General features: G+C 60.7%; 16 protein-coding genes. 10 read left to right on the top strand and 6 right to left on the bottom strand.

Annotated elements, in window-relative coordinates; all coding sequences use genetic code 11:
• Nucleotides 1–12: 12 nt before the first annotated feature.
• Entirely contained in the window at nt 13–963 is a 951-nt protein-coding gene (locus CKW30_RS01240) for a DUF1853 family protein (protein WP_095179578.1), read from the top strand.
• 110 nt (nt 964–1,073) lie between these two features.
• On the opposite strand, the gene CKW30_RS01235 is transcribed toward CKW30_RS01240, so the two are convergent.
• Entirely contained in the window at nt 1,074–2,357 is a 1,284-nt protein-coding gene (locus CKW30_RS01235) for an arsenic transporter (RefSeq protein WP_095179577.1), read from the bottom strand.
• Between the two features lie 149 nt (nt 2,358–2,506).
• Nucleotides 2,507–3,064, bottom strand: a complete 558-nt coding sequence (locus CKW30_RS01230) for an NADPH-dependent FMN reductase (RefSeq protein WP_039763234.1) — start codon at nt 3,062–3,064, stop codon at nt 2,507–2,509.
• Nucleotides 3,065–3,247: 183 nt separating this feature from the next.
• Between CKW30_RS01230 and CKW30_RS01225 the strand changes: the two genes are divergently transcribed.
• Entirely contained in the window at nt 3,248–3,478 is a 231-nt protein-coding gene (locus CKW30_RS01225; protein ID WP_041480622.1) for a hypothetical protein, read from the top strand.
• Between the two features lie 85 nt (nt 3,479–3,563).
• Nucleotides 3,564–4,457 carry a LysR substrate-binding domain-containing protein gene (locus CKW30_RS01220; RefSeq protein WP_041480623.1) on the top strand — a complete coding sequence of 298 codons (894 nt, stop codon included), beginning with the start codon at nt 3,564–3,566 and terminating at the stop codon, nt 4,455–4,457.
• On the opposite strand, the gene CKW30_RS01215 is transcribed toward CKW30_RS01220, so the two are convergent.
• The 4 genes from CKW30_RS01215 to CKW30_RS01200 form a co-directional block, all read right to left on the bottom strand.
• Nucleotides 4,423–5,037, bottom strand: coding sequence for a GNAT family N-acetyltransferase (locus CKW30_RS01215; protein WP_016774208.1), 615 nt, complete (start codon nt 5,035–5,037; stop codon nt 4,423–4,425). The two genes, CKW30_RS01220 and CKW30_RS01215, sit on opposite strands and share 35 nt — an antisense overlap.
• A gap of 353 nt (nt 5,038–5,390) precedes the next feature.
• Nucleotides 5,391–6,149 carry a DNA polymerase III subunit epsilon gene (dnaQ, locus tag CKW30_RS01210; RefSeq protein WP_041480624.1) on the bottom strand — a complete coding sequence of 253 codons (759 nt, stop codon included), beginning with the start codon at nt 6,147–6,149 and terminating at the stop codon, nt 5,391–5,393.
• Nucleotides 6,150–6,363: 214 nt separating this feature from the next.
• The gene (rnhA, locus tag CKW30_RS01205) at nt 6,364–6,834 is read right to left on the bottom strand and encodes a ribonuclease HI (RefSeq protein ID WP_007910572.1); all 471 of its coding nucleotides are present in this window, start codon (nt 6,832–6,834) and stop codon (nt 6,364–6,366) included.
• Between the two features lie 91 nt (nt 6,835–6,925).
• A complete protein-coding gene (locus tag CKW30_RS01200) occupies nt 6,926–7,684 on the bottom strand; it encodes a class I SAM-dependent methyltransferase (protein ID WP_041480625.1) in 759 nt (252 codons plus the stop codon).
• Nucleotides 7,685–7,750: 66 nt separating this feature from the next.
• On the opposite strand from CKW30_RS01200, the gene gloB reads away from it, so the two are divergent.
• From gloB to CKW30_RS01165, 7 genes are all read left to right on the top strand, one after another.
• Complete coding sequence (gene gloB, locus CKW30_RS01195; protein ID WP_095180276.1) at nt 7,751–8,518, top strand: hydroxyacylglutathione hydrolase; 768 nt, start codon at nt 7,751–7,753, stop codon at nt 8,516–8,518.
• Between the two features lie 99 nt (nt 8,519–8,617).
• Nucleotides 8,618–10,081 (top strand): transglycosylase SLT domain-containing protein, encoded by a 1,464-nt coding sequence (locus CKW30_RS01190; RefSeq protein WP_095179576.1) that lies wholly within the window; start codon nt 8,618–8,620, stop codon nt 10,079–10,081.
• Nucleotides 10,082–10,415: 334 nt separating this feature from the next.
• Entirely contained in the window at nt 10,416–12,248 is a 1,833-nt protein-coding gene (locus CKW30_RS01185) for an extracellular solute-binding protein (protein ID WP_095179575.1), read from the top strand.
• Nucleotides 12,245–14,086 (top strand): extracellular solute-binding protein, encoded by a 1,842-nt coding sequence (locus CKW30_RS01180; RefSeq protein WP_095179574.1) that lies wholly within the window; start codon nt 12,245–12,247, stop codon nt 14,084–14,086. The genes CKW30_RS01185 and CKW30_RS01180 overlap by 4 nt, the downstream gene beginning before the upstream one ends.
• Before the next feature lie 4 nt (nt 14,087–14,090).
• Complete coding sequence (locus CKW30_RS01175; RefSeq protein ID WP_095179573.1) at nt 14,091–15,164, top strand: microcin C ABC transporter permease YejB; 1,074 nt, start codon at nt 14,091–14,093, stop codon at nt 15,162–15,164.
• A 1-nt stretch (nt 15,165) separates the two neighbouring features.
• Nucleotides 15,166–16,185, top strand: a complete 1,020-nt coding sequence (locus tag CKW30_RS01170; RefSeq protein ID WP_016774153.1) for an ABC transporter permease — start codon at nt 15,166–15,168, stop codon at nt 16,183–16,185.
• A 1-nt stretch (nt 16,186) separates the two neighbouring features.
• Nucleotides 16,187–17,797 carry an ABC transporter ATP-binding protein gene (locus tag CKW30_RS01165; protein ID WP_041478647.1) on the top strand — a complete coding sequence of 537 codons (1,611 nt, stop codon included), beginning with the start codon at nt 16,187–16,189 and terminating at the stop codon, nt 17,795–17,797.
• The last annotated feature ends 7 nt before the right edge of the window (nt 17,798–17,804 follow it).

Below are 17,804 nucleotides of genomic sequence, written 5' to 3'. Positions count from 1 at the left end.
TATGCTCGCAAGATGATCCTGTTCCCCGACTTGTTGCAATTGCCCCATCGATTACGCCATCCCGAAGTGCGGGACCTGGCGTGGGTGATCCTCGCGCCGCCGATGCTCGCCGCCACGCCGTGGCCCCAGCGCCATCCGCTTGCCGGCAGCGACTGGGTGCACGACCCGCAGCGCCTCGAACATTGGCTGCACCAGCTCGACCGCGACAGTTACGGCCTGCTGCAATGGCTGTCGCAGGCGCGCACCCGGCGTCTGGGTCTGTATTACGAGCGTCTTTGGCAGTTCGCCGTCTCGCATGCGCCGGGCATCGAACTGATCGCCGCCAACCTGCCGATTCGCCGCGCCGGGCACACCCTCGGCGAACTCGACATGCTGCTGCGTGACCGCGACGGCGTGCATCATCTGGAACTGGCGATCAAGCTCTACCTTGGCCCGCAGGATGGCGATGGCCGCGATCCCGCGCAGTGGCTAGGGCCGGGTTGTCATGACCGGCTGGATCGCAAACTGGCACATCTGGCCGAGCATCAATTGCCGATCTCGGCGCGCCCGGAAAGCCGCGAGGTGCTCGCGGCACTGGATATCGAAACGTTCAGCGCGCAGCTGTGGCTGGGCGGTTATCTGCTGTATCCGTGGCCCGGGCAGGCCGACTCACCGCAAGGCGCGCATCCACAACATCTGCGTGGCAGTTGGCTGCATCAGAAGGACTGGCCGGCGTTTGTCGACCAAAGCCCGCCGGGCCGCTGGCAACCCCTGCCCCGCCATGCGTGGCTGGCGCCGGCGCATTACCCGGCGGATCAGGTCTGGACAGATGAGCACCTGCGTTTGTGGCTTGAAGACCTGCCAGCACTGGCCCCGGCGCAGTTGATGGTACGCCTGACCGAGAATGCCCAGGGCGAATGGGAAGAGGCGGAGCGGTTGTTTCTGGTGGCGGATCTTTGGCCGAATGTCCCCGGCCAAGCCTGAGATTTGTAGTGCCTGAACTGGCCCCTTCGCTGGCAAGCCAGCTCCCACAGGTTTCGCGATGAATACAAATCTGTGGGAGCTGGCTTGCCAGCGATTGGGCCCACCCCGGTCTACAGCGAAAGCCGCACCGCCAATGCCGCCAACGTCACCAGCAACACCGGCACCGTCAACACAATCCCGACACGGAAGTAATAGCCCCAGCCGATATGGATGCCTTTGCGCTCCAGCACGTGCAGCCACAGCAAGGTCGCCAGGCTGCCGATCGGAGTGATCTTCGGCCCCAGGTCGCTGCCGATCACGTTGGCGTAGATCATCGCTTCCTTGATCACGCCGCTGGCCTGACTGGCGTCGATCGACAGCAAGCCGATCAGTACCGTTGGCAGATTGTTCATGATCGACGACAGCAGCGCCGTCAGCACCCCGGTGCCCATCGCCGCGCCCCACACGCCGTGACCGGCGAATACGTCCAGCCACCCGGCGAGGTAACCGGTGAGTCCGGCATTGCGCAGGCCGTACACCACCAGGTACATGCCCAACGAGAAAATCACGATTTGCCACGGCGCTTCTTTCATAACCTTGCGCGTGGAGATCTTGTGGCCGCGCGCGGCAATACCCAGTAGCAGCGCGGCGCACACCGCCGAAATTGCGCTGATCGGAATGCCCAGCGGTTCGAGGGCAAAGCAGCCGATCAACAGGATCACCAACACCGCCCAACCGGCGTAGAACGTCGCTTTGTCGTGGATCGCGGTGTGCGGGTTTTCCAGCTGTTCCGGATCGTAAGCGGCCGGGATGTCGCGACGGAAAAACCACAGCAACATGCCCAACGTCGCCGCCACGCTGACGAAGTTCACCGGCACCATCACCGCTGCATAGCGGTTGAAGCCGATGTGGAAGAAGTCCGCCGAAACGATGTTGACCAGGTTGGATACCACCAGCGGCAGGCTCGCCGTGTCGGCAATGAACCCGGCGCCCATGACGAATGCCAGCGTCGCCGCCGGTGAAAAGCGCAACGCCAACAGCATCGAAATCACGATCGGCGTGAGAATCAGCGCCGCGCCGTCATTGGCGAACAGCGCAGAGACCAGCGCGCCGAGCAGCACCATGAAGGCAAACAATTTGCGCCCACTGCCCCGCCCCCAACGCGCCACGTGCAGCGCCGCCCAATTGAAAAAGCCAGCCTCGTCGAGCAACAGGCTGATGATGATCAGCGCGACGAAGGTGCCGGTGGCGTTCCAGATGATCTGCCAGACCAGCGGGATGTCCGTGAGGTGAACGACGCCAAAAATCAACGCCAGCACGGCGCCCAACGTTGCACTCCAGCCGACGCCGAGCCCCTTGGGTTGCCAGATGACGAGGGTGATGGTCAGCAGGAAAATCAGTGACGCAGCGAGCATTCGCAGAAGCCTTCAAATAGCGAAACGGGTGGAAATCGAACAAATGTGGGAGCGAGCCTGCTCGCGAAAGCGGTGTGTCAGACGCGAAATTGTTATCTGACAGTCCGCCTTCGCGAGCAGGCTCGCTCCCACAGTGAGTTTCGGTAAGTTTATTTCTTGTGTTGCTCGACGAACTGGCCGTACGCATCGATGAATTTCTGCAGGAACGGTTTCACCGAGTCGCTCAGTTTGCCCGCTTCGTCGAACGCGTTGCCGGCGCCGCCCAGGTAGGCTTCCGGCTGTTGCAGGCAATGGATATCAAGGAAAACAAAGGTCTGGCGCAGGTGCTGGTTGGCGCCGAAGCCGCCGATGGCGCCTGGCGATACGCTGATCACCGCGCCGGGTTTGCCACTCCACGCGCTCTGGCCATAAGGGCGCGAACCAACGTCGATGGCGTTCTTCAACGGTGCCGGGATCGAGCGGTTGTACTCGGGGGTGACAAACAGCACCGCGTCGGATGACGCCACTTTCTGACGGAAAGTGCTGTAGGCTGCCGGCGGAGAATCGCCGTCGATGTCTTCGTTGTACAGCGGCAGTTCACCGATTTCGACAATCTCGAGCTTGAGATTGGCCGGTGCCAGTTCGGCGAGGGCCAGTGCGACTTTGCGATTGATCGATGCTTTGCGCAGGCTACCGACCACTACAGCGACGTTGTAGACATTGCTCATGGATGACTCTCGATGGTCCGTGGGAAGAATCGCTAGTTATAGATGATCCAGTGACATTTTCACCAGTGGTCATTGGTTTTTCCTGCGCGAGGAATATTTTTTTCATGTAGGAAAACTTACCGAGCTTGCTGACGGTCTACAAAGCCGCAAATCAAGCGTTTTATCTCCAGAGGTTCTAAGCAGATGGCAGCAGTACTCGTCGGTCAGTTTCATGCAAGAGATGCGGAAGGCCGCGTTTATTCCGTGCATGAATTCCAGGAATCGAACCCGTCTGCAGACGGATCCACTGGCTCGGAGCCCATTTACAAACTCGCCATTGGCGATCGGGTCAACAAGGTCAGTGACAGCGAGTTTCTCCTGGTTCAATCAGGCATTACCCTGATCCGCGAACCCGAGCCAACCGTTGCTTCATAACCCTGCATTATGAGCAGAAGTCATGCGAGCGGACTTGGGGTAGGATTCAGCGTCTGACCCCACCTGCTGAACATGGACTTCACGCATGCGTTTACGCCACATCGAAGTGATTCAGGCGCTCTTGCAGACCGGTCACCTGGGCACCGCCGCCGAATGGCTGCAACTGCCGGTGACCGAGGTCGAAGAGCGTTTGCGCGAAGCCGAGAGTCAGTTGGGGTTCATGCTGTTCGCCAGCGTTCGCGGTCGCCTGCAATCGACCCCCGAAGCGCGCGCCCTGCAAGTGGAAATCGCACACGTTTATGAGGCGCTTGAGCCGGTGCAGCGTCTGGCCAGCAGCCTCAAGCAATACCTCGCCCCACCCCTGCGCATCATCGGCACCCCGCCGCTGGCTCAACAATTACTGCCACAAAGCCTTGCGACTCTGCGTCGGCGCTTGCCGGACGCACCTTGCAGCCTGCTCAGCGCGCCGACTCGCGACATCGTCCGCAGCCTGTTATTGCGCGAAAGCGATCTGGGCCTGAGCCTGCACGATCCCGAACACCCCGATATCCACTGCCAGCCGCTGGCCCAGGGCAAGCTGCAATTGCTCGCTCCGCACGGCTGGCTGCAGCCGAAACAGAAATACATTTCCCTAGTGGATCTGGCCGGTCAGGCCATGGTCGGTCTCGAAGGTCAGGATCCACTGAGCCCGGCGCTGGAAAACAAACTTCAGGCCTTGCGCCCGGCACCGAGCATTCAGACCCGCGTGCAGACCCATCAGATGATGCGCAGCATGGTCGAGGCCGGCGAAGGTCTGGCCATCGTCGATCCGTTCACCGCTCTGGGCGCCCGCGCCGGTGGCCTGGACGTCTGCCCATTGTCACCGGCGGTGCCGATCAGCCTCTACGCCCTGACCTTCAAACATGCCGCGCCGTCGGCGGCGATTCAGACCTTGCTGGCGATCGTCACGGAACAAGCCGAGGCGATGTTGTCGAGCTGAGTGGTTTTTCCAGTGGATTATCGAACAGGCGATACCAGAACAACGCGACTTCAGCGGTATGCGGATCGATGCCGCGATAGCGTAACTGGTCGATGCCGCCGATCACATAACCGCAACGCTCATACAGACGACAGGCGCCGAGGTTGTTGTTCTGGGTTTCGAGCATGATGCCCGGCAGCTTCTTCTTGCGACTCCAGAACTGCGCGACATCAAGCAACGCCTTGGCCACGCCGTGGCGACGGGCCGGGGCATGCACCGCCAGCTCATCGATGTGGGCAAAGCCGTTCCAGTTGGTGCTGATCACCAGGTGACCGACCGGTTCGTCGTCCAGATACGCCATAAAAATCGCGCTGTCGGGCGCGTTGTGAAAGGCGCTGAATTCTTCGGGATCAATACCGTAGCACTTGCGGTACGGCACGATCGGCGTCACCGGCCACTGCTCGACCGGTTTGCCGATCACGGCAGCGCCGTAGGCAGCGACCTCGAAACTGAAGTCGCTGCCCCAGATATACGGCGCAAAACCTTCGTCGGCGACCCGCACCGACAACCCTGGGTATTTCGGATTCATGACCGGTTGCATACTGGGAAAAGTCCTCATTCCTTGACGCAGCCGACGGTGTCGACCTTACCGTCGCGATGGATGATTGCCAGCGCAAATTTCAACTCTTTGTACATGAGGCTCAGTGTCCTGAGGCGGCAGATTTGCACCTGACCAGTGCACTCAGGGTAGAGGGTTGCGACGAATGTGGCGAGAGTGGCAACTTGGCTCCATGTCGCCAAATGCAAAAAATCGCTGCCTTCCTGGTCCCTACTATGGGATGCAATCCCTGTAGGAGCTGCCGAAGGCTGCGATCTTTTGATCTTTGATCTTTGATCTTTGATCTTTGATCTTTGATCTTTGATCTTTGATCTTTGATCTTTGATCTTCAGGTTTCAGACCTGCGCATCAGCCTCGGCAATCTGCGTCCACAACGCCGGCGCTCCCGCCGATTTAGCGATGATTTCCAGCCGCACCAGATGCGCCGCCAGTTCTTCTTCGGTCGCCCGGATGATGCGTGCTGGCTGGCGATCGACCGGCAGGCGGCGGATTTCGGTAGCCGAGTTGTCGGCGCCCTCGCCCGTGCCATTGCCGTCAGACGCGTTGCCAGCCAGCGACAGGCTGGTCTGGCCGCCGGTCATGGTCAGGTAGACGTCGGCGAGAATCTCCGAGTCGAGCAAGGCGCCGTGCAGTTCACGGCCGGAGTTGTCGACGCCGTAACGTTTGCACAACGCGTCGAGGCTGTTGCGCTGCCCCGGGTGACGTTCCCGGGCCATCATCAGGGTATCGAGGATGGTGCAATGCTGGGTGATATCGGCGCGATCGTGCTGGCCCATCAAGGCGAATTCGTTGTTGATGAAGCCAACGTCGAACGCCGCGTTGTGGATGATCAGTTGCGCGCCCTGGATGAACTCGAAGAACTCGTCGGCGACTTCGGCAAAGCGCGGCTTGCCGACGAGGAATTCGTTGGTGATGCCGTGCACACCGATCGCGCCTTCGTCGCTCTCGCGATCCGGTTGCAGATAAACGTGAAAGTGCCGGCCCGTCAGGCGCCGACCGATCAGTTCGACGCAACCGATTTCAATGATCCGGTGACCATCGGTCACCGGCATGCCGGTGGTTTCGGTATCGAGTACAACGGATCTGGTGGCCATCAGTGCTCAGCTCTCAACGGGTCAATCGTGCAAAAGCGCGGATGTTAACACGCTGGACTCGAACCCTGTAGGAGCTGCCGAAGGCTGCGATCTTTTGATTTTTCCTACAACAAGATCAAAAGATCGCAGCCTTCGGCAGCTCCTACAGGGGAATGCATTCCAATGTGGGAGCGAGCCTGCTCGCGAATGGCAGCGCCACGGTTTATAAGCGAAATCAGCTCTGCTTGTAACCACGCACTTCGTCAACGCCACGATTGGCCAGTTGGTCAGCCCGCTCGTTACCGTGATGGCCAATGTGCCCGCGCACCCATTTCCAGGTGACTTTGTGGCGGTTGACCTGCTCGTCCAGCTCTTTCCACAGGTCGGCATTCTTTACCGGCTCTTTCGCAGCCGTTTTCCAGCCGCGCTTCTTCCAGTTGGCCATCCACTCGTTGATGCCTTTCATCACGTATTGCGAGTCGGTGACCAGCAGCACTTCGCAGGGGCGCTTGAGCGCTTCCAGGCCACGAATCGCGCCGAGCAGCTCCATGCGATTGTTGGTGGTGTTGGCCTCGCCGCCCCACAGTTCCTTTTCGACGCCCTTGCACACCAGCAGCGCGCCCCAGCCGCCGGGACCGGGGTTGCCCTTGCAGGCACCGTCGGTGAACAGTTCTACGGTGTCGACGCTTTCCACGCTTTCGCTCATGCCAGTCTTTCCAGAAAAAATGCCTGTCCTGCCAATCACGGATCGACAATGACCGCGGCCGGGACAAGCCCGGCCACAAATAAAAGAAGATTTACGGTTCGATGCGGCGGCGGTTGACCTTGGCCATCGGCAGCGGAATCAGCTTGCCCATCGGCTCGCGGCGTTCCTGGCGCAACGGCCTGAGCCCCACCACGATCTTGCGCGCCACCAGCAGATAGAAGCCCCCGCCGGACAATTGCCAGTCACCGGCCTTGCGTTCCCAGCCGGCCAGACGGTTCTGCCACTTGGGTGATGCGAGCGGCGGACGATAGCACCCGAAGCGGCGTTTCTCCAGCGCGAAGCCCAGCAGATTGAGCCAGTCGGCGACCCGCGACGGCGAGATGCAGCGCGCCTTGCGCAGGGCATCATTGGCGAAGAAATGCCGCAGCCCCCAAGTGCTCCAGGGGTTGATGCCGATGATCAGCAGATGTCCGCCGGGGCGCACGCTGCTCGCTGCTTCACGCAGCAAACCGTGGGGCGACAGGCAGAAATCCAGGCCATGCTGCATCACCACCACGTCGGCAGCGTGCTCGCTCAACGGCCAGGCCTGCTCTTCGCAAACGATCTCGACCCCGGGCAACGGCGCGCCAAGACGCACGTTGCGCTGCACTTGCGGCGCGGCCGGCGGGGTTTCGGCGGACGGCCCGTAATGCACCAGATAACCGCCGAAGAACCGGCCGAGCTCGTCATCGAGCATGCGCCGCTCTTCATCCAGCAGAAATTGCCCGAGCGGCCCCGACAGCCATTCGCGGGCGGCGCTGATCAATGCCAGCCAGTCGGGATCGGCCTGAGCGAACGCTTTATCGGTCATGTCATTCTCCAACGCGCCAGGAACTACTAAGATGCGCCAATGTTTTCTGCTTGGCGAATTCCGACGATGATACAGATCAGTGCCCTGCCCGCGTTCACCGACAACTACATCTGGTTGTTACAGGATCACCAGACCCAGCGTTGCGCGGTGGTCGATCCGGGCGACGCCGCCCCGGTGCAGGCGTGGCTTGACGCGCATCCGGGCTGGGTGCTCAGCGATATTCTGATCACTCACCATCACCATGACCATGTCGGCGGCGTCGAGCGCCTGAAAGCCGCGACCGGCGCCAAGGTCTACGGCCCGGCCAGCGAAAGCATCCCGGCGCGCGACGTAGCGCTCAAGGACAACGACAGCGTCAGCGTGCTCGGCTGGGACTTCGACGTCTATGCGGTACCCGGTCACACCCTGGGGCACATCGCCTATTACCACCATGGTCTGCTGTTCTGCGGCGACACCCTGTTCGCCGCCGGTTGCGGCCGGCTGTTCGAAGGCACACCCGAGCAGATGTACCGCTCGCTCAGCCGTCTTGCGGCCCTGCCGGAAGATACGCTGGTCTACTGCACCCATGAATACACCTTGAGCAATCTGAAATTTGCCGCCGCCGTCGAGCCGGGCAACCCGGAAGTCGCCGCCCGTCTGGAAAAGGTCACGCAGCAACGGCAGAACGGCGTGATGACATTGCCGTCGATTTTGGCCCTGGAAAAGCTGACCAATCCGTTTTTACGCACTTCTGAAACATTGGTTACACAAAAAGTGGACGAACGGGAAGGCGCTCAAAACCGGGAGCCGAGCGAGGTATTTGCGGCTCTGCGGGCATGGAAAGACAAGTTCTGACAAGCGCGCCGGCCGGGACAAAAATTCTCAATGGTTGACCGCAGGGGGTGCGCTTTCTAGAATCGCCCGACATTTTTGCCCGGAACTTACTTCCAGCCAATGTCGTCATCCATACGTAAGTCCGTCAATTCAGATGCTTTGACCCGCCTGGCGCAAGCCATCGCGGTGGCTGTGTCCGCCACGCTGGCGGGTTGCTCCAGCCACGCTCCGCAGACTGAAGCGACGCATACGCCGAACATTGCTGCGCGAGCCAAGCAGAAGCCGATCTGGCTGACCGAGAAGCCCACTCCCGTGGCGCCCCAGGACATCTGGGAACGCATGCGTCAGGGCTTCCAGTTGCAGGAAGGCCTTGGCGTCAATCCGCGCATCGAGCAACAACGCCTGTGGTTCGCCAGTAACCCCTCCTTCCTCGAGAATGCCGGTGAACGCGGCAGCCTCTACATTCATTACATTGTCGAACGCCTCGAAGAGCGCAACATGCCGCTGGAACTGGCCCTGCTGCCGGTGATCGAGAGCGCCTACAACCCGATGGCCTATTCCCGCGCCGATGCGGTGGGCCTGTGGCAGTTCATTCCGTCCACCGGGCGTTATTTCAACCTGCGCCAGACGCGTTTTTATGATGGTCGTCGCGACATTACCGCCTCGACCACGGCCGCGATGGATTACCTGACCCGCCTGCACGACATGTTCAACGGCGACTGGCTGCTGGCGCTGGCAGCCTACAACGCTGGTGAAGGCACCGTAAGCCGGGCGATCGAGCGCAACGAAAAGCTCGGCCTGCCCACCGACTACTGGAACCTGCCACTGCCGGCGGAAACCCAGGCCTATGTGCCGAAGTTGCTGGCACTGTCACAAGTGGTACTGGCGCCTGAAGCCTACGGCGTCAACCTCAACCCGATCGCCAACGAACCGTACTTCCAGGTCGTCGAAATCAACCAGCGCATGGACCTGTCCAAGGTCGCTGCGGTGGCGAACATCGATGAAGACGAACTGTTCCAGCTCAACCCCGCGTTCAAACAGCGCACCACCATCGACGGTCCGCAGCACTTGCTGGTGCCGACGTCCAAGGCGCAACTGCTGACCGCCAGTCTGCAGACCATGCGCCCGGACGAACTGATCAGCCCGCGCTCGCTGAAACCGGTGTTCGAAGGTGCCGATCCGTCGGAAGTGGCGCAGCTCAAACGTGCTTATCGGGTCAAGCGTGGCGACAACCTCGGCTCCATCGCCAAGGCCAACAAGGTCGAAGTCAAGGATCTGCAGCGCTGGAACAAGCTGACCGGCAAGAATCTCAAGGTCGGCCAGACCCTGGTCATGCAGGACAACACCAAGCGTGCCCCGGCGCGCAAGTCCGGCCGGGTCAACACCGTGGTCGCGGCGAATACCAAGACCAAAGGCAAGGACGAGAGCAAGCAGCAGACCCAGTACAAGGTCAAGCGCGGCGACACCCTGTACGTGGTGGCCAAGCACTTCAACGTTGAGATGCAACATCTCAAGCGCTGGAATCCGGGTGCTGGCAAGGCGTTGAAGCCGGGGCAGATGCTTACGGTTTATCAGCCGCACTGATTGAAGAGCCCCTGATATTTCAGGGGCTTTTTTTGGATGAAGTTTTTGTGGTGTGCTTTAGATCCATCCCCCTCACCCCAGCCCTCTCCCCCAGGGGGGAGAGGGGGAAAGGGAGCCGATCGGGGGCTTTTCAGAAACTGACTTCGACTCGGTATCGCACCTCGGTGCAATTCGCCCAGACACCACGATCAGTCCCCTCTCCCTCCGGGAGAGGGTTAGGGTGAGGGGCTCTTCGCGCAAACGATTAACCCGGCATTAACCCGCATCTTTTTCCTGTCCAGACAAGCTGTTACTGTACGGCCCACAAAGCCCAAGCCGCTGGATCGGATCTGACTTGAAGCGTGCCCTATCCCTGCTCCTGATCAGCCTGGCCTTGAGCTCACCCGCAAGCGCGACGATTACCGAAAGTCACGGTTATGCGCAGTTCGGCACGCTCAAGTACCCGGCCAGATTTACCCACTTCGACTGGGTCAACCCGCAAGCGCCCAAGGGCGGTACGTTGCGGGTGATGGCGTTCGGCACCTTCGATACGGTCAATCCGTACACCTTCAAGGGCACCAGCCCGGTTACCACCGCCAATTTTCTCCAGTACGGCATCAACGAGCTCAACGAGCCGCTGATGGTCGGTACCGGACAGTATTCGCCGTCCGGCGACGAGCCGGCGTCGAGTTACGGGTTGATCGCACAATCGGTGGAGTACAGCGAAGATCGCAGCTGGGTCGTCTTCAATTTGCGCCCCGAAGCGCGCTTTCACGACGGCGCGCCGATCACCGCCTACGACGTGGCGTTCTCCTATCGAACGCTGCTCAAGGACGGTCATCCGCTGTATCGCACGGCCCTGCAGGAAGTGCTGCGAGTCGACATCCTCAACAAGCAGCGCATTCGCTTTGTGTTCAAGCGCTCGGGCAATCCGCTGCTGATCCTGCGCCTGGGCGAGTTGCCGGTGCTGCCGCAGCATTACTGGAAAGACCGCGACTTCAAAGCCACCACGTTCGAACCACCGCTGGGCAGCGGGCCGTACCGCATCACGTCGGTCACGCCAGGCCGACAGCTGATTTTCGAGCGGGTCAAGGATTACTGGGGCAAGGATCTGCCGGTCAATCGCGGCAAGTACAATTTCGATCGCATGGAAGTCGAGTTCTACCGCGACAGCGATGTCGCCTTCGAAGCGTTCAAGGCCGGTGAGTTCGACATCTACATCGAGCATCAGGCAAAGAACTGGGTCAACGGTTACAACTTCCCTGCTGTACGTCGTGGCGAAGTGATCAAGGTGCAGATCCCGCATCAGATCCCGACCCAGACTCAGGGCCTGTTCATGAACAGCCGCCGCGCGACCTTCGCCGATGTCAGGACGCGCGAAGCGTTGGGTCTGATGTTCGATTTCGAATGGACCAACCGCGCGCTGTTCAGCGATGCCTATAAACGCACCAGCAGCTACTACCCCAACAGCGAATTCACTGCGTCCGGCCTGCCGGTCGGCCATGAATGGCTGATGCTCAAACCCTACAAGGAGCAACTGCCGGCCAGGCTGTTTACCGAGCCGTTCACCCTGCCGAAAACCGACGGCCGTGGCATTCCGCGCGAGACTATGCGCAAAGCCCTCGCCCTGCTCGCCGAGGCCGGTTGGAAGCTCCACGGCCAGCGCCTGCAAGACAAAGACGGCCAACCGCTGCGCTTCGAACTGCTGCTGGTCAACCCGAGCCTGGAGCGGCTCTATCAGCCGTACATCGAAAACCTCAACAGCATCGGCATCGACGCGCGCCTGCGTACCGTCGATCGCGCCCAGTACAAACAGCGCCTCGACCAATTCGATTTCGACATGATCTCGATGACACTGGGCCAGACCCTGAGCCCGGGCCTTGAGCAGTGGCAGTACTTCCACTCCAGCCAGGTGAACGTCAAGGGCAGCAAGAATTACGCGGGCATCGCCAATCCGGTGGTCGATCACCTGCTCGAACAGTTGCTCGCCGCTCGCACCCGCGACGAGCAGGTCGCCGCCGGCAAAGCGCTCGACCGCGTGCTGCTCTGGCAGCACTACAGCATTCCCAACTGGTACCTCAATTATCACCGTCTGGCCTACCGCAACCGGTTGGCCTTTGTCACCACGCCGCCCTACACCCTGGGCCTGAGCGCATGGTGGCTGAAGTCTTCGGAGAAAGATCGATGAACGCTGTTCGCACCCTGCTCGTGCAGGCCGGCGGCTTGCTGTTCGCCGGGCTGGCCTGGGCCGCCCCGCAACACGCCGTGACCCTGTACAACGAGCCGCCGAAATACCCGGCCGATTTCAAGCATTTCGACTACGTGAACCCTGATGCGCCCAAGGGCGGCGTGTTCCGCCAAGCCGGTTTCGGCGGCTTCGATAGCCTCAACCCGTTCATCAACAAAGGCGTGCCGGCCGATGACATCGGCCAGATCTACGACACCCTGACCAAACACAGCCTCGACGAGCCGTTCACCGAGTACGGCCTGATTGCCAGCAAGATCGAGAAAGCCGACGACAACAGTTGGGTGCGCTTCTACCTGCGCCCGCAAGCGCGTTTCCACGACGGCCACCCGGTGCGCGCCGAAGACGTGGTGTTCAGCTTCGAGACGTTGACCAAGGAAGGCTCGCCGATGTTTCGCGGCTACTACAACGACGTCGCCGAAGCCATCGCCGAAGACCCGTTGAAAGTCTTGTTCAAGTTCAAGCACAGCAACAACCGCGAGCTGCCGCTGATCCTCGGCCAGTTGCCGGTCCTGCCGAAACACTGGTGGGCCAGTCGCGACTTCAACAAGGGCAATCTGGAAATCCCGCTGGGCAGCGGCCCGTACAAGGTCACCCAAGTGAAGGCCGGCCGTTCGGTACGTTACGAGCGGGTCAAGGATTACTGGGGCAAGGGCTTGCCGGTCAACCGTGGCTTCTACAACTTCGACACGATGACCACCGACTATTACCGCGACAACACCGTCGCCCTCGAAGCGCTGAAGGCCGGGCAGTTCGATTACTGGCTGGAGATGACCGCGAAGAACTGGGCTAGCGCCTATAACGTTCCGGCGGTCACCGAGGGCCGTTTGATCAAGGAACTGATCCCCAACAGCAACCCGACCGGCATGCAGGGCTTCGTCTTCAACCTGCGCCGCCCGGTGTTCCAGGATGTGCGCGTGCGTCAGGCTCTCGGGCTGCTGTTCGACTTCGAATGGACCAACAAGCAATTGTTCAACGGCGCCTACGTGCGCACCCGCAGTTACTTCGAGAACTCGGAAATGGCCGCCACCGGCCTGCCCGACGCCGAGCAACGGACGATCCTCGAACCGTTTCGCAGCAAACTGCCGGCCCAGGTGTTCAGCGAAGCCTTCGAAAATCCCAAGACCGACGCCAGCGGCATGATCCGCACCCAGCAGCGTGAGGCGTATCAACTGCTGCAAGAGGCCGGCTGGAAAATCGTCGATGACAAAATGGTCGACGCCACTGGCAAACCGGTGGTGATCGAATTCCTCCTCGCCCAGACCGAGTTCGAACGGGTGCTGCTGCCGTTCAAGCGCAACCTCAGCGACCTCGGCATCGATCTGGTGATCCGCCGCGTCGACGTCTCGCAATACATCAACCGCGTTCGCTCGCGGGACTTCGACATGATGGTCGGCAGTTTTCCCCAGTCCAACTCGCCGGGCAACGAGCAACGCGAGTACTGGATGAGCGCCGCCGCCGACAAACCGAGTAGCCGCAACAGCATGGGCCTCAAAGACCCGACCGTTGACCAACTGGTGGAAAGCCTGATCAACGCCGACTCGCGCAAAAGCCTGGTGGCCCACGCTCGCGCGCTGGATCGTGTTCTGCAATGGGGCTACTACGTGGTGCCCAACTGGCATATCAAGAGCTGGCGCGTGGCTTACTGGAATCATATAGGCCACCCGAAAACCTCGCCCAAGTACGACATCGGCATCAACACCTGGTGGGTCAAGCCTGACGCCAAGCCTGCCGTAGAAGTCGAAACCCAACTGCAAGCCGACCCTGCGGGCACGGAGTAATCAGATGCTGGCGTATATCTTTCGGCGACTGCTGCTGATCATCCCGACCCTGTTCGGCATTCTGCTGATCAACTTCGTGATCATCCAGGCCGCGCCCGGCGGGCCGGTCGAGCAGATGATCGCCAAGCTCGAAGGTTTCGAAGGCGCCACGAGCCGGATTGCCGGCGGTGGTGCCGAAGTGGCGGTGGCCGGCTCGTCCTACCGTGGCGCGCAGGGGCTGGATCCGGCGCTGATCAAGGAAATCGAGCACATGTACGGGTTCGACAAATCGGCCCCGGAACGTCTGTGGATCATGGTCAAGAACTATGCGCAGCTGGATTTCGGCGACAGTTTCTTCCGCGACGCCAAGGTCATCGACCTGATCAAGGAAAAGATGCCGGTGTCGATCTCGCTGGGGCTGTGGAGCACGCTGATCATGTATCTGGTGTCGATCCCGCTGGGCATCGCCAAGGCCACGCGGCACGGCAGCCACTTCGACGTCTGGACCAGTTCGGCGATCATCGTCGGCTATGCGATCCCGGCGTTCCTGTTTGCGATCCTGCTGATCGTGGTGTTTGCCGGCGGCAGCTATCTGGACTGGTTCCCCCTGCGCGGGCTGACTTCGAACAACTTCGATGAGCTGAGCCTGAGCGGCAAGATCCTCGATTACTTCTGGCACCTGGCATTGCCGGTCACCGCACTGGTGATCGGCAACTTCGCGACCATGACCCTGTTGACCAAGAACAGCTTTCTCGACGAAATCAACAAGCAGTATGTGGTCACCGCCAAGGCCAAGGGCCTGACCCGCCATCGCGTGCTCTACGGGCATGTATTCCGCAACGCCATGCTGCTGGTGATTGCCGGTTTTCCGTCGGCATTCATCGGTATCTTCTTCACCGGTTCGTTGCTGGTGGAAGTGATTTTCTCCCTCGACGGCCTCGGCCTGATGAGTTTCGAAGCGGCGATCAATCGCGATTACCCGGTGGTGTTCGGCACGCTGTTCATCTTCACCCTGCTCGGGCTGGTGGTGAAACTGATCGGCGACCTGACCTACACCTTTGTCGATCCGCGCATCGACTTCGCCAGCCGGGAGCATTGAGATGAACCTGTCCCCTCTCAACCGCCGACGCTTCGAACTGTTCAAGGCCAACAAGCGTGGCTGGTGGTCGCTGTGGCTGTTCCTGATTCTGTTCGGCCTGAGTCTGGGCGCCGAACTGATCGCCAACGACAAACCGCTGGTCGTGCATTACGACAACAACTGGTATTTCCCGGCGATCAAGCGCTATCCGGAAACCGCGTTCGGCGGCGAATTCCCGCTGGAAGCCAACTACAAGAGTCCGTACATCCGCGAACTGCTCAAGGCCAAGGACGCGTGGATTCTGTGGGCGCCGATCCCCTACAGCTACCAGAGCATCAACTACGACCTGAAAGTCCCGGCCCCGGCGCCACCCTCGGCGGACAACCTGCTGGGCACCGACGATCAGGGCCGCGACGTGTTGGCGCGGGTGATCTACGGTTTCCGCATTTCCGTGTTGTTTGCGCTGACGCTGACCGTGCTGAGTTCGATCATTGGCGTGATTGCCGGGGCGCTACAGGGCTTTTATGGCGGCTGGGTCGATCTCGCCGGGCAGCGTTTTCTCGAGATCTGGTCGGGGCTGCCGGTGCTGTATCTGCTGATCATCCTCGCCAGTTTCGTCCAGCCGAATTTCTGGTGGTTGCTGGGCATCATGCTGCTGTTCTCGTGGATGAGCCTGGTCGATGTGGTGCGCGCCGAGTTCCTCCGTGGCCGCAATCTGGAATACGTGCGCGCCGCCCGCGCGCTGGGCATGCAGAACGGCGCGATCATGTTCCGCCACATCCTGCCCAACGCCATGGTCTCGACCATGACCTTCATGCCGTTCATCCTCACCGGCGCCATCGGCACCCTGACCGCGCTGGACTTCCTCGGCTTCGGCTTGCCGGCCGGCAGTCCGTCGCTGGGCGAACTGGTCGCGCAAGGCAAATCCAATTTGCAGGCGCCGTGGCTGGGCATGAGCGCGTTTGCCGTGCTGGCGCTGATGTTGAGTCTGCTGGTGTTTATCGGCGAGTCCGCTCGCGATGCCTTCGACCCGAGGAAGTGAAATGAATCAGGACAATCTCATCGAAGTGCGCGACCTCGCCGTCGAATTCGGTTTCGGCGAGCGCGTCCACCGCGTGGTCGAGGGCGTGAGCTTCGACATCAAGCGCGGCGAGACCCTGGCACTGGTCGGCGAATCGGGCTCGGGCAAATCGGTCACGGCGCACTCGATCCTGCGCCTGCTGCCCTACCCCATGGCGCGCCATCCGGCCGGCAGCATCAATTACGCCGGGCAGAACCTGCTGGATTTGAGCGAGAAGACCATCCGCCATATTCGTGGCAACCGCATCGCCATGATCTTTCAGGAGCCGATGACTTCGCTCAATCCGCTGCATTCGATCGAAAAGCAGATCAACGAAGTGCTCGGCATCCACAAGGGCCTGAGCGGCAAAGTCGCGACCAAACGCACGCTGGAGCTGCTGGAAATGGTCGGCATCCCCGAGCCGCACAAGCGTCTCAAGGCGCTGCCCCATGAATTGTCCGGCGGCCAGCGCCAGCGCGTGATGATCGCCATGGCCCTGGCCAACGAGCCGGAATTGCTGATCGCCGACGAACCGACCACCGCGCTGGACGTGACCGTTCAGCTGAAAATCCTCGATTTGCTCAAGGATCTTCAGGCTCGATTGGGCATGTCGCTGCTACTGATCAGTCACGATTTGAACCTGGTGCGAAGAATTGCGCATCGCGTATGTGTCATGCAGCGCGGTTGCATCGTCGAACAGGCATCGTGCGCAGAGCTGTTCCGTTCGCCGCAGCATCCGTACACTCGGGAATTGCTCGGCGCGGAGCCCAGCGGCGGCCCGGCGAGCAATGAAATCGGCGCCCCGCTGCTCGAAGTCGAGGACCTGAAAGTCTGGTTCCCGATCAAGAAAGGCCTGCTCAAACGCACGGTGGATTACGTCAAGGCAGTGGACGGCATCAATTTCAGCCTGCCTCAGGGCCAGACCCTGGGGATCGTCGGCGAAAGCGGTTCCGGCAAATCCACCCTCGGTCTGGCGATTTTGCGGCTGATCGGCAGCAAAGGCGCGATCCGCTTTGAAGGCAAGCAGCTAGACTGCCTGACGCAGAACGAGATTCGCCCGCTGCGGCGGGAGATGCAGGTGGTGTTTCAGGACCCGTTCGGCAGCCTGAGCCCGCGCATGTGCGTCAACGACATCGTTGGCGAAGGCCTGCGGATACACAGAATGGGCACCGCAGCCGAACAGGAAGCGGCGATCATTGCGGCATTGAAGGAGGTAGGTCTGGATCCGGAAACCCGGCACCGCTACCCCCACGAATTTTCCGGTGGGCAACGGCAGCGAATCGCCATTGCCCGGGCCTTGGTGCTGAAACCGGCGCTGATCCTGCTGGACGAGCCGACTTCGGCGCTCGACCGCACGGTGCAGCGGCAAGTGGTGGAGCTGTTGCGTTCACTGCAAGCCAAGTACAACCTGACGTATTTGTTCATCAGCCATGACCTGGCTGTCGTCAAAGCGCTGAGCCACCAGCTGATGGTGGTCAAGCATGGCCAAGTGGTCGAACAGGGAGACGCGCAAAGTATCTTTGCCGCCCCCCAACATCCGTATACACAGCAGTTGCTGGAAGCCGCTTTTCTGGCACCAGCCACTGCGCAATAACCTGAAA

It is taken from the genome of Pseudomonas sp. Irchel 3F6 (assembly GCF_900187595.1).
Classification (GTDB): Bacteria; Pseudomonadota; Gammaproteobacteria; order Pseudomonadales; family Pseudomonadaceae; genus Aquipseudomonas; species Aquipseudomonas siliginis.
Note: the sequence above shows the minus strand (reverse complement) of the source record. Positions and strands in the feature narration are given on the sequence as shown.

Coding starts and splice junctions, on each gene's coding strand:
- CKW30_RS01240 (WP_095179578.1), top strand. CDS start 13: ATGATCCTGTTCCCCGACTTGTTGCAATTGCCCCATCGATTACGCCAT.
- CKW30_RS01235 (WP_095179577.1), bottom strand. CDS start 2,357: ATGCTCGCTGCGTCACTGATTTTCCTGCTGACCATCACCCTCGTCATC.
- CKW30_RS01230 (WP_039763234.1), bottom strand. CDS start 3,064: ATGAGCAATGTCTACAACGTCGCTGTAGTGGTCGGTAGCCTGCGCAAA.
- CKW30_RS01225 (WP_041480622.1), top strand. CDS start 3,248: ATGGCAGCAGTACTCGTCGGTCAGTTTCATGCAAGAGATGCGGAAGGC.
- CKW30_RS01220 (WP_041480623.1), top strand. CDS start 3,564: ATGCGTTTACGCCACATCGAAGTGATTCAGGCGCTCTTGCAGACCGGT.
- CKW30_RS01215 (WP_016774208.1), bottom strand. CDS start 5,037: ATGCAACCGGTCATGAATCCGAAATACCCAGGGTTGTCGGTGCGGGTC.
- dnaQ (WP_041480624.1), bottom strand. CDS start 6,149: ATGGCCACCAGATCCGTTGTACTCGATACCGAAACCACCGGCATGCCG.
- rnhA (WP_007910572.1), bottom strand. CDS start 6,834: ATGAGCGAAAGCGTGGAAAGCGTCGACACCGTAGAACTGTTCACCGAC.
- CKW30_RS01200 (WP_041480625.1), bottom strand. CDS start 7,684: ATGACCGATAAAGCGTTCGCTCAGGCCGATCCCGACTGGCTGGCATTG.
- gloB (WP_095180276.1), top strand. CDS start 7,751: ATGATACAGATCAGTGCCCTGCCCGCGTTCACCGACAACTACATCTGG.
- CKW30_RS01190 (WP_095179576.1), top strand. CDS start 8,618: ATGTCGTCATCCATACGTAAGTCCGTCAATTCAGATGCTTTGACCCGC.
- CKW30_RS01180 (WP_095179574.1), top strand. CDS start 12,245: ATGAACGCTGTTCGCACCCTGCTCGTGCAGGCCGGCGGCTTGCTGTTC.
- CKW30_RS01175 (WP_095179573.1), top strand. CDS start 14,091: ATGCTGGCGTATATCTTTCGGCGACTGCTGCTGATCATCCCGACCCTG.
- CKW30_RS01170 (WP_016774153.1), top strand. CDS start 15,166: ATGAACCTGTCCCCTCTCAACCGCCGACGCTTCGAACTGTTCAAGGCC.
- CKW30_RS01165 (WP_041478647.1), top strand. CDS start 16,187: ATGAATCAGGACAATCTCATCGAAGTGCGCGACCTCGCCGTCGAATTC.